Annotated in this window: 12 protein-coding genes; 3 read left to right on the top strand and 9 right to left on the bottom strand. The window is 60.5% G+C overall.

The window, feature by feature from the left end; translation table 11 throughout:
- Window positions 1-68 precede the first annotated feature (68 nt).
- From QD336_RS18895 to QD336_RS18885, 3 genes are read right to left on the bottom strand one after another with little or no spacing between them, the layout of a single operon-like run.
- Window positions 69-3,344: an error-prone DNA polymerase gene (locus QD336_RS18895; RefSeq protein ID WP_499171734.1), complete on the bottom strand. Its 3,276-nt coding sequence runs from the start codon at window positions 3,342-3,344 to the stop codon at window positions 69-71.
- Window positions 3,341-4,858, bottom strand: coding sequence for a Y-family DNA polymerase (locus QD336_RS18890; protein ID WP_499171733.1), 1,518 nt, complete (start codon window positions 4,856-4,858; stop codon window positions 3,341-3,343). Before QD336_RS18890 ends, QD336_RS18895 begins: the two co-directional genes overlap by 4 nt.
- Entirely contained in the window at window positions 4,773-5,537 is a 765-nt protein-coding gene (locus QD336_RS18885; RefSeq protein ID WP_499171732.1) for an ImuA family protein, read from the bottom strand. The genes QD336_RS18890 and QD336_RS18885 overlap by 86 nt, the downstream gene beginning before the upstream one ends.
- Window positions 5,538-5,751: 214 nt before the next feature.
- On the opposite strand from QD336_RS18885, the gene QD336_RS18880 reads away from it, so the two are divergent.
- The 3 genes from QD336_RS18880 to QD336_RS18870 all read left to right on the top strand — a co-directional run bounded on the left by QD336_RS18880 (window position 5,752) and on the right by QD336_RS18870 (window position 7,751).
- Window positions 5,752-6,108, top strand: a complete 357-nt coding sequence (locus QD336_RS18880) for a DUF1304 domain-containing protein (RefSeq protein ID WP_499171731.1) — start codon at window positions 5,752-5,754, stop codon at window positions 6,106-6,108.
- Between the two features lie 4 nt (window positions 6,109-6,112).
- Window positions 6,113-7,384, top strand: coding sequence for a glycerate kinase type-2 family protein (locus QD336_RS18875; protein ID WP_499171730.1), 1,272 nt, complete (start codon window positions 6,113-6,115; stop codon window positions 7,382-7,384).
- Window positions 7,385-7,502: 118 nt separating this feature from the next.
- On the top strand, window positions 7,503-7,751 hold the full coding sequence (locus QD336_RS18870) for a hypothetical protein (RefSeq protein WP_269342986.1): 249 nt from the start codon (window positions 7,503-7,505) through the stop codon (window positions 7,749-7,751).
- A gap of 270 nt (window positions 7,752-8,021) precedes the next feature.
- Here the strand turns inward: QD336_RS18870 and QD336_RS18865 are convergent, their stop codons facing one another.
- The 6 genes from QD336_RS18865 to QD336_RS18840 form a co-directional block, all read right to left on the bottom strand.
- Complete coding sequence (locus QD336_RS18865; protein WP_499171728.1) at window positions 8,022-9,209, bottom strand: Gfo/Idh/MocA family protein; 1,188 nt, start codon at window positions 9,207-9,209, stop codon at window positions 8,022-8,024.
- A gap of 21 nt (window positions 9,210-9,230) precedes the next feature.
- Window positions 9,231-10,283 carry a sugar phosphate isomerase/epimerase family protein gene (locus QD336_RS18860; RefSeq protein WP_269342984.1) on the bottom strand — a complete coding sequence of 351 codons (1,053 nt, stop codon included), beginning with the start codon at window positions 10,281-10,283 and terminating at the stop codon, window positions 9,231-9,233.
- 144 nt (window positions 10,284-10,427) lie between these two features.
- Window positions 10,428-11,501: an ABC transporter ATP-binding protein gene (locus QD336_RS18855; RefSeq protein WP_499171727.1), complete on the bottom strand. Its 1,074-nt coding sequence runs from the start codon at window positions 11,499-11,501 to the stop codon at window positions 10,428-10,430.
- Window positions 11,502-11,518: 17 nt separating this feature from the next.
- Complete coding sequence (locus QD336_RS18850) at window positions 11,519-12,367, bottom strand: carbohydrate ABC transporter permease (RefSeq protein ID WP_022563716.1); 849 nt, start codon at window positions 12,365-12,367, stop codon at window positions 11,519-11,521.
- Window positions 12,360-13,298 carry a carbohydrate ABC transporter permease gene (locus tag QD336_RS18845; RefSeq protein WP_269342979.1) on the bottom strand — a complete coding sequence of 313 codons (939 nt, stop codon included), beginning with the start codon at window positions 13,296-13,298 and terminating at the stop codon, window positions 12,360-12,362. Before QD336_RS18845 ends, QD336_RS18850 begins: the two co-directional genes overlap by 8 nt.
- Window positions 13,299-13,369: 71 nt before the next feature.
- Entirely contained in the window at window positions 13,370-14,671 is a 1,302-nt protein-coding gene (locus QD336_RS18840; RefSeq protein ID WP_499171726.1) for an ABC transporter substrate-binding protein, read from the bottom strand.
- Window positions 14,672-14,824: the final 153 nt, after the last annotated feature.

Raw genomic sequence — 14,824 nt, 5'->3', positions numbered from 1 at the left:
CCGCCGCCTTAGAGCATTTTGGCGCATTTCCGGACGGAGAACCGGAATCTACCTTTCCTGAAAATGCGCTAGTGAAAATTACGGGAAATCACCTTTATCTGCTCCACCGCATCGTCATCATGGTCAGCAGGTGGCGGGCGTTTTTTGATATTGCGATGATCCTCCGGCGGAATTCCGTGGTGGAACTCATCGCCGCGCCCATGTGGCAGGGGAAAGGCGCGATTGCGCTCGCCCACGCTGGCCAGTGCCTCCGACAGATCGGTCAGCCGGTGGGCGACCAGATGCACCACCTCGCCTTCCCGCTGGATCTTGCCATAAATGCCGACCATGCCGGCGGACAGCACCACGCGCCGGTATTTTTCGAAGGTTTTGACCCACAGCACCGCATTGGCAATGCCCGTCTCATCCTCCAGCGTCATGAAGATCACCCCCTTTGCCGAGCCGGGGCGCTGGCGCACCAGCACCAGACCGGCCGTTTCCAGCCATGCGCCGTCCCGGGCACGCACCGCCTCCGCGCAAGTCATGATGCGGCGTTGGGAAAGATCGCGGCGCAGGAAGGACATGGGATGCTCGCGCAGGGTGAGCCCCACATGGCCATAATCCTGCACCACCTCGCCGCCATCCGTCATGGGCCTGAGCGTGACGGAGGGTTCCTGAAGCTCGTCCACCACGGCGTTTTCCCGGCTGGCGGCAGCGGCAAAAAGCGGCAGCGGCTCATCCCGCAGGGCCTTGATGGCCCAGAGCGCCTCACGCCTGGAAAGCGAAAGCGACGGCAGAAAGGCATCGGCTTCGGCCAGACACACCAGTGCGGCAGCGGGAACGCCCGCCCTTCGCCAGAGATCGTCGACGGAGGCAAAGGCTCTATCCTGACGGGAAGCGACGATATCGGCAGCATGTTTGTTGGAAAGCCCCTTCACCATGCGCAGGCCGAGCCGCACGGCGAAACGCTCCTCCCCTTCCGCATCCTTCCTGCCCGTAGGTTCCAGCGAGCAATCGAAACGGCTGTTATTGATGCAGACGGGGCGCACCTCCACGCCGTGGTCGCGTGCATCGCGTACGATCTGCGCCGGAGCGTAAAACCCCATCGGCTGCGAGTTGAGAATGGCCGTACAGAAAATATCGGGGTGATGGCATTTCAGCCATGAGGAAGCATAGGCGATCAATGCGAAGGAGGCCGCATGGCTTTCGGGGAAACCATAGCTGCCGAACCCTTCAAGCTGCTTGAAGATGCGCTCGGCAAAGTCCTGCTCATAACCGCGCTCCACCATGCCATCGATCAGATCCTGCCTGAATTTGGAGATGGTGCCGACATTCTTGAAGGTGGCCATGGCCCGGCGCAGCTGATCCGCCTTGCCGGGTGAAAAACCAGCGCATTCTATGGCGACGCGCATGGCCTGTTCCTGAAACAGCGGCACGCCGAGCGTTTTGCCGAGAACACCTCTCAGTTCTTCTTTCGGATAATGCTCTTCCTCTTTTCTGTCACGGCGGCGCAGATAGGGATGCACCATATCGCCCTGAATGGGGCCGGGGCGGACAATGGCGACCTGAATGACAAGGTCGTAAAATTTTGCAGGTTTCAGGCGTGGCAGCATCGACATCTGCGCCCGGCTTTCGATCTGGAATGTGCCGAGCGTATCGGCCTTTTGGATCATTGCGAAAGTGGCAGGATCATCATCACGCATTGAGGTAAGATCGTATTTTTTACCATAACGCTCCTCCAGCATGTTGAAGCCGCGCTTCATGCAGGAGAGCATGCCAAGCGCCAGACAATCCATTTTCATGAACTTCATGACATCGATATCGTCCTTGTCCCATTCGATGATCTGGCGATCATCCATGGCGGCGGGTTCGATCGGCACCAGTTCGTCCAACCGATCATGGGTCAAGACGAAACCGCCCGGATGCTGGCTGTGGTGGCGCGGTGTGCCGACAAGCTGGTTGGCCAGTTCGAAGGCGAGCTTGAGGCGGCGGTCCTCCATATTGAGGTTCAGCTCCTTCACCTGTTTTTCATCCACCCCTTCGCTCCAGCGCCAGACCTGAGAAGAGAGTAGTTTCGTCAAATCTTCCGGCAGTCCCAGAACCTTGCCGACATCACGTAGCGCCCCGCGCCCGCGATAACGGGTGACGACTGAACACAGTGCGGCCTTGTCGCGACCATAGGTGTTATAAACCCACTGGATGACTTCCTCGCGCCGCTGATGCTCGAAATCCACGTCGATGTCAGGTGGTTCGCGCCGCTCTTCCGAAACGAACCGTTCGAACAGGAGATCGACCTTGACGGGATCGATGGCGGTGATGCCAAGCACGTAACAGACCACGGAATTGGCCGCCGAGCCGCGCCCTTGACAGAGAATATCCTCCCCGCGCGCAAATTGGACGATGGCGTTCACCGTCAGGAAATAAGGGGCGTATTCCAACCTGCCGATCAGGCCAAGCTCATGATGCAGTGCCTTCTCCACCTTTTCCGGCAAACCACCCGGATAACGAACCGGCACCGCCTCCCAGACCAGCTTTTCCAAAGCCTGCTGCGCCGTCAGCCCCGGCAGGGTGCGCTCTTCAGGGTATTGATAGACCAGCTCCTTCAGCGAAAATTTGCAGCGTTTCGCAATTTCGAGGCTGCGGGAAAGCGCTTCCGGGTAACGGGCAAACAGCCGATGCATTTCCTCCGGCGGTTTCATGTAACGGTCGGCGTGGCGTTCGCGGCGGAAACCCGCTTCGTCGATGGTGCAATTATGCCTTATGCAGGTGACGACATCCTGCAGCATGCGCCGCTCCGGCACATGAAACAGCACGTCATTGGTCACCACAGTCGGCACACCTGAGGCTTCCGCCATGCCCGACAGTTCGAAAAGCCGCATCTGGTCGTTGGGACGTCGTCTGAGGCTGAGCGCCATATAGGCCCGGTCGGCAAAAGCAGCTTTGAGCCGGCGCAGGCGAAGCGCGCAGAGATCGTCGGCCAGATCAGCGAGCAGCACCACGATCAGGCCTTCGCCATAGGTGACGAGATCATCCCATGTCAACCGGCACTTGCCCTTGCCGCCCCGTTTCTTACCCACGGAAAGCAGCCGGCAAAGCCGCCCGTAAGCCGGACGATCCATGGGGTAGACAAGCACGGAAAGGTCGTCATCCAGATCGAGGCGACAGCCGATGACGAGACGGATGCCGAAATTGTTCGCCGCCTCGTAAGCGCGGGGAATGCCCGCAAGGCTGTTGCGGTCGGTGATGCCCAGCGCCTCTATGCCGAGGCTTTTGGCCTGTTCGAAAAGTTCTTCGCAGGAGCTGGCCCCGCGCAGGAAGGAAAAATGCGTGGTCACCTGAAGTTCGGCATAACGGGGCGTGCTCATGCGAAAACCCCATGGATGAACCAGCCCTGCGAGCCCGTTTCGGCATGTTCGCCGTCACCGGAGCGAAAAATCCAGAAACGTTCGCCGCCTTCATTTTCCACCGTGAAATAATCGCGTACCGCGGCCTTCTCCCGGTCACGTTTCCACCATTCACCAAACACGCGTTCCGGCCCATCAGCGCGCCGCACATTATGGCGCACGCCCTTCCAGAGGAAATAACGCGGCGGGTGGTCCGGCAGCAGCGCCAGCGTCTCGATGGGTTCCGGTCTTGCAAAAAGCCTGACCGGGCGCGGCCAGTGGCCGGGCCAGCCGAGCGTATCCTCAGGCGCAAGCGCCGCAACGGGGGCAATGGAGCGTTCCGGCACATCACTTGCCACCGCCGCATAACGATAGACCCTGTGGCCACGATTGAGGATGACATCGACCGTATCGGCGATTTCCGCACGCCCTTCCTCCAGCAACGAAGAACGGGCCTGCGCGGCGACAAGCGGCTCGGCATGGGTGGCGGTCAGCACCATCATCTCGATGCCGAAACCGGGATCGATGGTGTCGATCCGGTCGGTCAGAAGCCGGACAAGCTGTTTGACATCGCGCACCGGTCTGGACGTGCCAGCCCGTATGGCTTGCAGGCCGCTATCCACACGATGCAGCACCAGATCGACCCGGCGGGCGCCGAGGCCGCGCTTTTCCAGCGCGGTGCAAAGCCCCGTTACCAGCTTCTGCGTATAACGGGCAATCGTCTCCGCCGCCGCAATCGGTTCGGGAAAGGCGCGCCGCACCTCCACCAGTTCGGCCACGCGCACCGGTTCGATGGGTTCGCCGATCTCCCCGAAAGCCTGGGAAAGACGACGGACGAGTTCGGGGCCGAAACGCAGGGTCAGCGGTGCGCGCGGGGCTTCGGCAAGTTCGCCGATGCTGCGGAAACCGAGCACCTTCAGCCCGGAAATGATACGCTCCTCCAGCCTCAGCGCAGCAAGCGGCAAACCGCTGATCGCCGCTTTCTGGCCACCCGGCGGTACAATGCTGATCTCATCACGGCCGAAGCGCGCCAGCGCATGGGCCGCCCCCCAGCTATCGGCAATGGCGGCGCGGGCGGCGAAACCGGCGGCATGCAGGCGGTTGACCATGCCGCTCAGCATCAGCGTCTCGTTGCCGTGAAGATGGTCCGCACCCGCCGTGTCCAGCACCAGCCCGTCCGGCGGATCGGCGGCAACGATCGGGGCATAGATGCGCAGGAAATGAAAGGCCAGCTGCTGCAGGGCGCGTGCATCGGCCACTGCGTCCAGATTTTCGACGAGAAGACCGGGCACCAGCGCCTGCGCCTTGCTGACCGGCGTGCCGGGCCGGATGCCCGCCGCCTTTGCCGCCCTGTCGAGCGCCAGCACCAGCCGGCGGCTGCCCTGGCGGCCGATCATGACCAGCGGCTTTTCAACCGGCGGCGCGTCCTTCCCCGAAAGACGCTGGAAGCGATCCGTCGGCCATGTCGGCAGGTAGAGCGAGACGACCCTTTGCATCACAGGCTTCCACTTCAAATTCGGCACTTTCGCCGCCGCGACATCGCAAGAGTTCCAGAAACCAGCGCGGCCTGCCCACTCCCGGCACCGGCAGGGGCGATGAGGGCCGCACGGAGATGCGCCAGCGGGTGACGGCCGCCGTCGGCTCGCCGAACAACGCCGCATCGGCCGGACGCCGGAAACGGCGGATGGCGATGCCGGTCACACCGGAGGTTTCCGCCGCCAGTTGCAGCCGCCGCGAGGCGGTCATCGGCAACTTCGCCAATTCACCCATCACCGCACCGAAACCATTGCAGCGCAGTCCCTCCTCGAAACAGTCGAGCACGCCTTTTTCATCACGGCATTCAACGATGATGAGCCGGTTCTGAGACAGGCCCGCCTGCATCAGGCCCGGCATGAACAGATCCCGACGGGTGACACACCACAAAACCTTGCCGGAAAGCCGTGCCGCCACACCGGCCGCAAACAGCGCTGCCGCCGCGCCATCGGCAGCGCCATTGCCGCCACCGCTCAGCTCATGCAGGCAACCGAGCTTCAGCCCGCCTCCCGGCAGGTGACGGTCGATGGCATCCACGCCGAAAGGCAAGGTCTCGTGCAGCCGCTCAGGGCCGTTACCGATCCTTTCCAGCCTTTCACGCAGCTCTTCGACAACGAGCAACTGGTCCGCGCGCTTTTGCATGGCATGACAGGTTTCAATTCCGGTTATTCATCCTTATTGTTCTTGTTTTGTTCCTATTTCAGTCAAGAGTCAAGCAACGAGCTGCCGCTCTTCAACAGTTTGCACGGGAAGAGGAGATTCTGGCCTTGCAGCTCTTCGTCCCACCGTTAAAACGGAATTGTCCGTTCGCCGTAAAAAACGCGGCGGGGGCATCATGGTTTGGAGGAGCCTGCCGATGATCGCCAGCATTCTAATTGCCGTGGTTGCGGCCATCCATATCTACATCATCATTCTGGAAATGCTGCTGTGGGAAAAGCCGGCCGGCCGCAAGGCCTTCGGTCTTTCAGCGGATTTTGCCCGGCAGACGAAAGTGCTCGCCGCCAATCAGGGGCTTTATAACGGGTTTCTGGCGGCCGGGCTGATCTATGGGCTCGCACAGGGCGATGAAGGGCTGAGCTTCAAGGTGTTTTTCCTGCTGTGTGTGTTGGTGGCCGGTATTTTCGGCGCCGTTACCGCCAATGCTATGAAGATCCTGTTCATTCAGGCGCTGCCCGCCCTTTTGGCGCTTGGCGCGCTCTGGATTGGAGTATGAACCGATGACCGCATGGAACGATAGCCAAGCCAAAGACGCCCTCAACCGGATATTCATGGCGGCAGTCGCAAGCGCTGATCCGGCGAAGGTGTTGCAACAGCATCTTCCCTCCCCGCCCAAGGGGCGCTGCGTGGTGGTTGGGGCCGGCAAGGCATCGGCCGCCATGGCCGCAGCACTGGAAGCGGCATGGCCGCATGTCGATCTCTCGGGTGTGGTGGTGACGCGTTATGGCCATGCGGTCCCAACCTCCCGTATCGAGATCATCGAGGCCTCGCATCCCGTACCTGATGACAAGAGCGCAGAGGCGGCCAAACGCATTCTCGCCGCAGTCGAAGGGCTCACCGACGACGACATGGTGATCGCACTGATTTCCGGCGGTGGTTCCGCGCTGATGGTCGCCCCCGCCGAAGGCATGACGCTTGCCGACAAGATGGCCGTCAATCGTGCCCTTCTGGCCAGCGGCGCGACGATTTCCGAGATGAATGCAGTGCGCAAACACCTCTCCCGCATCAAGGGCGGACGGTTGGCGCTGGCTGCCAAACCGGCGAAGGTGGTCTCGCTGCTGATTTCCGACGTGCCGGGTGACGACCCCTCCGAAATCGCCTCCGGCCCGACGGTTGCCGATCCGAGTGATATAGCGACCGTGCGCGAAATCGTCGCCCGGTATGCGCTCGATCTTCCCGAAACCGTGCGCAGCGTGCTGGAAAAAGGTGAGGAGACCCCAAAGACCGGTGATATCGAAGAGGATGTCAGGATGATCGCGGCGCCCTCGCTTGCGCTGCAGGCCGCGGCGGATGAGGCCGTAAAGCTCGGCCTTACGCCACTGATCCTCGGGGATTCCCTCGAAGGCGAATCCAGGGATGTGGGTGCCGTCATGGCCGGCATCGCGCTTTCCGCCAGCCGCAAGGGTCTGCCGGTCAAAGGCCCGGCCGTGTTGCTTTCCGGCGGCGAAACCACCGTCACGATTGGCAAGGGACCAGCCGGTAAGGGCGGCCGCAACACGGAGTTCCTGTTAAGCCTCGCGCTGACACTGAAAGGCGCAGCCGACATATGGGCGATTGCCGGCGATAGCGACGGCATAGACGGTGTAGAAGATGCGGCGGGTGCCGTGGTGACGCCGGATACGCTGGCGCGCATGCGCGCCGCCGGTGCCGATCCGCGCCAGTCGCTGGTGAACCACGACAGCTATACCGCCTTCAAGGCGGCGGGCGATCTTGTCGTGACCGGTCCGACCCTGACGAATGTCAATGATATCAGGGCGATTTTGATCGGCTGAAAGCGGAAGCCTTCGGGCCGGCTCTCCCGCCCGGTCGCGCGCGTCACCAGGCAGGGGCCGTTTTGACTATGCCGCCCGACAGGTATAAATTAGCGACATATCTTTGGGAGCCTCAGCCATGCGTCTTGGAGTGCTCGTACCCGGCCTGATCATGGCCCTTAGCCCCGCTTTGGCGGATGCCCATAATTGCAAATGCCGTAATCGCGGCACCATGTTCGAACTCGGCCAGACATCCTGCCTGAAGGTCGATGGCGTTTCTTATCTCGCGCGCTGCGAGATGAAGCTCAACGTGTCATCCTGGACCAAGATCGAGGATGGTTGCCCGGTGACAGAGCGGACGCAGCCGCAGTCGACACGCGTTAATTGATGTCGCCGTCAGATGGCAGCAGACCGGGCTCTGGAGCGCGGAGGCGTACGCCATAGCCGCCAGCTTCCGACTGCGATCCATCCCGAGCAGAACTGAGCGATGACAAAGGAAGCAAGCGGATGCCGCTTGCTTCTTCTCCCCGAGGGGGCGAAGGTCGCGGCAGCGGGATGAGGGGGCAAGCTTTCCGCATGTCGCTAGCGTTGCCCCCTCATCCGACCCTTCGGGCCACCTTCTCCCCGGCGGGGAGAAGAAAGACGCGGCAATGTCGTTTTACAGCTTCACCCATCCGCCATTCTTCTTGCCGGATTCGATGCAGGCCGTGACGAAGGCGACACCTTTTACGCCGTCGTCCACCGTCGGATAGATGACCGCCTTGTCCAGCGCCGAACCGGTGCGGCGCGCCTCGATGGCATGCGCCGCCTCGGTATAGATGGTGGCGAAGGCTTCCAGATATCCTTCCGGATGGCCGGAGGGAATGCGGGTAACCCGCGCTGCGGCGGCTCCTGCCCCGGCACCGCCGCGGGTGATCAACTGCTTCGGTTCGCCGAGCTTCGTGAACCACAGGTAATTCGGGTCGGCCTGCGTCCACTCGATACCGGCCTTGTCACCATAAATACGGATCTTCAGCCCGTTTTCATGGCCAACCGCCACCTGGCTGCACCAAAGCATGCCCTTGGCGGCCTGCTTGCCGCCCTTCGGCTTGAAGCGCATCATCACATGGGCATTGTCATCCAGGCGGCGGCCTTCGACGAAGGTGTGCACATCCGCTGCCAGTTCATCCGCTTCCAGACCGGAAATGAAACAGCCGAGATTATAGGCATGGGTGCCGATATCGCCGGTGGAACCGCCAACGCCGGATTGGGCCGGATCGGTGCGCCAGACCGCCTGTTTCGCGCCGGTCTGTTCCACCGCTTCCGTCAACCAGTCCTGCGGATATTCCATCTGCACCAGACGGATGGTGCCGAGTTCACCGGCCTCCACCAGCTCGCGCGCATGTCGCACCATCGGATAACCGGTGTAGTTATGCGTCAGGATGAACAGCGCATCGGCCTTGTCGGCCACGTCCTTCAGCTTTTTCGCGTCTTCCAGATTGGAGGTCAGCGGCTTGTCGCAGATGACATGGATGCCACGCTCCAGAAAAGCCTTTGCAGCGGGATAATGCACATGGTTGGGCGTGACGATCGCCACCGCCTCGATACCATCCTCCCGCAGCGCTTCCTTTTCGGCCATTTCTTCGAACGAACCGTAGCAACGCTCAGGGTCGAGCCCCAGCTCACGGCCGGAAGCAAGGGATTTTTCTGGTGTCGAGGATAAGGCCCCGGCCACAAGATCGAAGCGATTGTCGAGCCGCGCCGCCATGCGGTGAACGCCACCGATAAATGCGCCCGAACCACCGCCGACCATACCAAGGCGAATCCGCTTGTTCGCCCCGTCGGTTGTCTTTCCTTCAATAGCCATAATATCTCCCCTGAAATGCTTTCAAAGCCCAAGCATACGGCGGTTGGCCGCATCGTCGGTGCCACCAGATGCGAAATCGTCAAAGGCTTTTTCCGTGACGCGGATGATATGCGCCTTGACGAATTCGGCACCTTCGCGCGCGCCATCTTCAGGGTGTTTCAGCGCGCATTCCCACTCGACCACGGCCCAGCCGTCGAAATCATTGGCCGCCATTTTCGAGAAGATCGCACCGAAATCAACCTGCCCGTCGCCCAGCGAGCGGAAACGACCGGCCCGGTTCACCCAGCCCTGATACCCGCCGTAAACGCCCTGCCGTCCGGTCGGATTGAACTCCGCATCCTTGACGTGGAACATCTTGATGCGATCCTTGTAGATGTCGATATTGTCAAGATAATCAAGGCATTGCAGCACGTAGTGCGAGGGGTCATAGAGCATGTTGGCGCGGGGATGGTTCTTCACCCGTTCCAGGAACATCTCGAAGGTGACGCCGTCATGCAGATCTTCGCCCGGATGGATTTCGTAACAGACATCCACACCCTGCTCGTCGGCATAATCAAGGATCGGCGTCCAGCGTTTCGCCAGTTCGTCAAAGGCGGTTTCCACCAGACCGGCCGGGCGCTGCGGCCACGGGTAGACGAACGGCCAGGCAAGCGCTCCGGAGAATGTCGCATGCGCCTTGATGCCGAGATTTCTCGAGGCTTTCAGCGCAAGCTTCACCTGCTCCACCGCCCATTGCTGGCGCGCCTTGGGATTACCGCGCACTTCCGGTGCGGCAAAACCGTCAAAGGCCTCGTCATAAGCGGGATGAACGGCAACGAGCTGGCCCTGCAAGTGGGTGGAGAGCTCAGTCACCTCCACGCCGTTCTGGCGCGCCACGCCGGCGAATTCATCGCAATAATCCTTCGATTCCGCCGCTTTTTTGAGATCGATCAGCTGGCCTGCCCAGCTTGGCACCTGAACGCCGACATAGCCTTTTTCCGCCGCCCATTTGGTGATTGCATCCCAGCTGTTGAAGGGGGCAACATCACCGGCAAACTGGCCGAGAAAAAGACCCGGCCCCTTGATCGTTCTCATAAAAATCTCCTCCTGCATCGATACAGTTGCGCGGTAACCCGCTTTTTTCTCCAGCGCCAAGCTAACCGCTCGTGATTTTCAAACAAGCCCCAAAAGCGGAGGGACAAAAGAATTTTCGCACTTCATTAAAAATGCGCGTGGCGCTTAAAGCGCCAGGCCGCTGGCCCTGTCGAAGACATGCACACGTTCATGATGCACGGTGGCGGCAAAGGGCGTATTGACCTTCACCGGTTGCTCGCCATTCACCACCGCCGTCACCTGATCACCCGCCAGTTCAAAGACCACATGCGTCTGCGCGCCCGTCGGCTCCACCAGCAGCGTCCTGCCGGATAGCGAAATATCACCGCCGATGGTCGAGCCGATATGTTCCGGTCTCAAGCCAATCGTCACCGGCTGGCCACGTTTGACCTTTCTGGAAGCCGCAATGCGGATCGCGGTTCCATCCTTCAGCCGGGCGGCCGGCTGGTCGCCCTCGCCATCGACCACGCCTTCGATGAGGTTCATGGCGGGCGAACCAATGAAGGCGGCGACGAAGAGATTGGCAGGTGTCTTGTAAAGCTCGAGCGGTGTACCCTGCTGTTCGATACGACCGTGATTGAGCACCACCACCCGGTCTGCCAGCGTCATGGCTTCGATCTGGTCATGGGTGACATAGATGGAGGTCGTACCGACCTTCTGGTGCAGAGCCTTGATTTCACTGCGCATCTGTACACGCAGCTTCGCATCGAGGTTGGACAGCGGCTCATCGAACAGGAAGACCGCCGGATTGCGCACCACCGCGCGGCCCATGGCGACACGCTGGCGCTGGCCGCCGGAAAGCTGCGAGGGCTTGCGATCCAGAAGCTTGCCGAGATCGAGCATGCGGGCGGCTTCCGCCACGCGCTCTTCGATGACGTTTTTCGGCTGGCCGGCAAGCTTCAGGTTGAAGCCCATGTTTTCGGCCACCGTCATATGCGGATAAAGCGCATAGGACTGGAACACCATGGCGATGTTGCGTTCGCGCGGGGTCATGCCATTGACCACCTTGTCGCCGATGAGAATATCCCCATCGGTGATTTCCTCCAGCCCGGCGATCATGCGCAGCAACGTGGACTTGCCGCAGCCGGAAGGCCCGACCAGCGCGATGAATTCACCGTCCGTAATATCAAGCGAGATGCCGTGAATGACATCGAGCGCGGCATAGGACTTGCGGATATCCCTAAGTTCGACGGAAGCCATGTTTTGCTCCTTTCACGTCACGATTTGACGGCACCGGCCGTCAGGCCCGCGATGATGTGTTTCTGTGCGAGGAAAAAGACGATAACGGTCGGCAGGATCGTCAGCGTGATGAAGGCGAGCACGAGCTGCCATTCCGTGCCGAATTCGCCGCGATAAACCATGATGCCGAGCGGCCAGGGATATTTCGATTCCGAATTCAGCATGATGAGCGGCAGGATGTAGCTGTTCCAGCTGCCGACGAAGGAGACGATGCCGACGGTCGCCACGATCGGCCGCGAAAGCGGCACGGAAATATGCCAGAAGAAGCGCAGATAACCGCAGCCATCCACGAAGGCCGCCTGGAACAGCTCGTCCGGCAGATTACGGAAATAATTGCGGAACAGAAGGATGCTCATGCCAAGCCCGAAGGCCACCTGCGGCAGAACCACGCCCCAATAGGTATCGAGCAGGCCGAGATCGCGAATGCGGATGAACAGCGGCAGGATGGCGGTGGCCGCCGGGAACATCAGCCCCAGCAGGAAATAATTGAGCAGGAAGGACGAGCCGAAGAACTTCACATGCGCGAAGGTGAAGGCCGCCATAGCCGAGACGGTGAGCGTCAGGAACACCGTCAACAGCGCGATGACCAGAGAATTGAATATCTGCAGCCAGTAGCGTTTGCCGAGCAGAATGTCCCCGTAATTGGCCCATTGCCATTCGGCCGGAATGCCGAAGGGGTTGACGCGCAGGTCTCCCAGCGTCTTGAAGCCGCCGAGCGCCGTCGTCAGAAGCGGGATGAGCACGATGGCCGCAATCAGGCTCAGCGATATATAAAGATAAAGCTTGGTTTGCAGCGGCATGCGGACGGAAGTGGATGTGTCAGTCATGGCGCATGAAAATCCTTTTGTAACCGAAGGCGAGCGTCACGCAGATGACGAAGAGAACGACGCCGACCGCACTGCCAAGCCCCACCTGCATGCGCATGACGCCGTAGGTGTAGAGGAAGGTGACCATGGTCTGCGTGGAGTTGGACGGGCCACCGCCGGTAAGCGGCATGATCATGTCGAACAGCTGCAGCGAGCCGATGACCGCAAAAAACACGGAAAGGCGCACCGTGGAGCCGAGCATCGGCAGCGTAACGTAACGGAATTTCTGCCAGCCGGACGCGCCGTCGATTTCGGCCGCTTCCAGCACGTTCTTGTCGACGGATTGAAGGCCGGCGATGAACAGCATCATGTGGAAACCGAAATATTTCCAGACGATGACACCGAGCACGGCATAGATCGCCACATCCTTGTCGGCCAGCACGTAAGGATTGGCGAAGCCGAAGAAATTGGAGATGGCGGCGAAGAGACCGTAATCGCCATCATAAACGAAACGCCAGATCAGACCTGCCGCGACGTCAGCCAGAACATAGGGTAGAAAAAACACCAGCCGGAAGGCGACGACGCCGGGAATACGGTGCGCCAGCATCATGGCAAGCCAGATCGCCAGCGGAATCTGGATCAGGATCGAGATAAGGATGATCAGGCCGTTATTGATCAGGGCCTGCGAGAAGGCGGCATTGCCGAACAGGACCTGGAAATTCTTCAAACCCACAAAATCGGTCGGCGTGCCGTAACCGTTCCAGCGGTAAAGGCTGTACCACGCCGCCTCGCCCATGGGCAGGATGACGAACAGGGTAAAAAGCAGCAGCGCCGGAGGCAGAAACACCAGCAGGGTCAGCGCCCGGTCATGCGCGACCGAACTTTGCTTGCGCCTGGTCTTTGTCGCGCCGCGCGCCGGTATGGACGCAGAAGTCATGGAAATATCCGTCATCTCTATCCGCTTTCATTGAGGCAGATAAGCGGCGCCGCATGTTCGGCGGCGCCACCATGGAAATCGTCAGATCAGCGCAGTTCGAATGCGTCCTGAATCTGCTGGGCACCTTCTTCCGCGGTCATCTGGCCGGACACGATCTCGACCGAAATATCGTTGACGACGCGGCCAACGGCGGCACCCAGTGTCTGGTCGAAGAAATTCTGGTGCCAGGTAGAGGCGGCAAGCTGCTTGGCGGAATCCGCGAGCAGCGGGTTCTTCACCGCACCGGCAGCACCCGTCGCAACCGGCAGGATCATGCCGGCGGTCGCCATCTTCTCTTCGCTTGCCTTGCTGGTCAGGAAGGTTGCGAAATCGATCGCTTCCTTGGAAGCATTCTTGGTGACCGCCCAGCCGTTCAACCCGCCCAGCGTATCGGTGGCCTTGCCGGCACCGCCTTCAACGACCGGGAAAGCGAAACGACCGATATTTTCAGGGGCGAGACCCTTGCCGTCGCCGGCATTCTTGCGCTGGTTGGCTTCAGTATTGTCGAAGCCGAGAATAATGGCGGCCTTGCCGTCGCCGAAGACGCCGAGCGCCTGTGGCCAGGTGGAGCCGAGATAACCAGGCTGGAAGGGTTCGAGCTTGCCGAACTCGGCCAGCTGCTCACCCGCCTTGATGATGGCCGGGTCCATGAAGCCTTCGCCTTCTCCCTTGCGCGCGGCATCGAAAACGGCCTGCCCGCCATTGCGCATGACGAGATAGCTCCAATAGAAATGGATCGGCCATTTCTCACCGCCGCCACCGGCGATCGGCACGATGCCCGCTTCCTTGATCTTCTTGACCGTGGCGCTGAAATCGGCCCAGGTCTTGATGTCTTCCGCCTTCACACCGGCCTTGGCAAACAGCGCCTTGTTATAAAAGAAGCTGACGAGGCTGACGCGATAAGGCACGGCCCAGGCCTTGCCGTCAAAAGACAGGCCATCGATGGCCGATGCATTATAGGCCTGACGCAGCTTGCCGCCGTCGGCATCGAAAACCTCGGTCAGATCCTTCAACGCGCCGGTCTTGGACTGTTCCTCAAGGACGCCGCCGCCCCAGCTGTAGAAGAAATCCGGCACGTCGTTGGATTGCAGCAGCGTCGGCAACTTTGCCTTGAATGCCTCGTTTTCGAGGAACTGCAGCTGAATATCGACATCGGGGTGCTTGGCCTCATATTCCTTGGCAATCTCCTCCCAGACGGCCACGGATTTGGGGTCCAATTCCACATGCATCCATTTTACGACCGTCGCGGCCGAGGCGCTTGCGGCGCCGAGCATGAGAGCAATGCTTGTCGTTGCGGCAAAGGCAATCCGCCTGCCGCTCAGGCTTGCGCCTGCGTGCCAAATCGTCATGATCGTGATCCTCCCTGGGGTTCCTCACCATTTATTCCCCAATGCGGATTAATTCACCCCACACCCTGCCCGATGTCAAGGCGGCGCGCCGATTTTTTACGCGAATGGCTTGACACACCCCTCCCGAGAGACGTTATTTAATCCGCAATCCGA

The organism is Rhizobium sp. BR 250 (assembly GCF_047445855.1).
GTDB classification, from domain to species: domain Bacteria; phylum Pseudomonadota; class Alphaproteobacteria; order Rhizobiales; family Rhizobiaceae; genus Agrobacterium; species Agrobacterium tumefaciens_I.
This window is presented reverse-complemented; position numbering and strand designations above follow the sequence as displayed.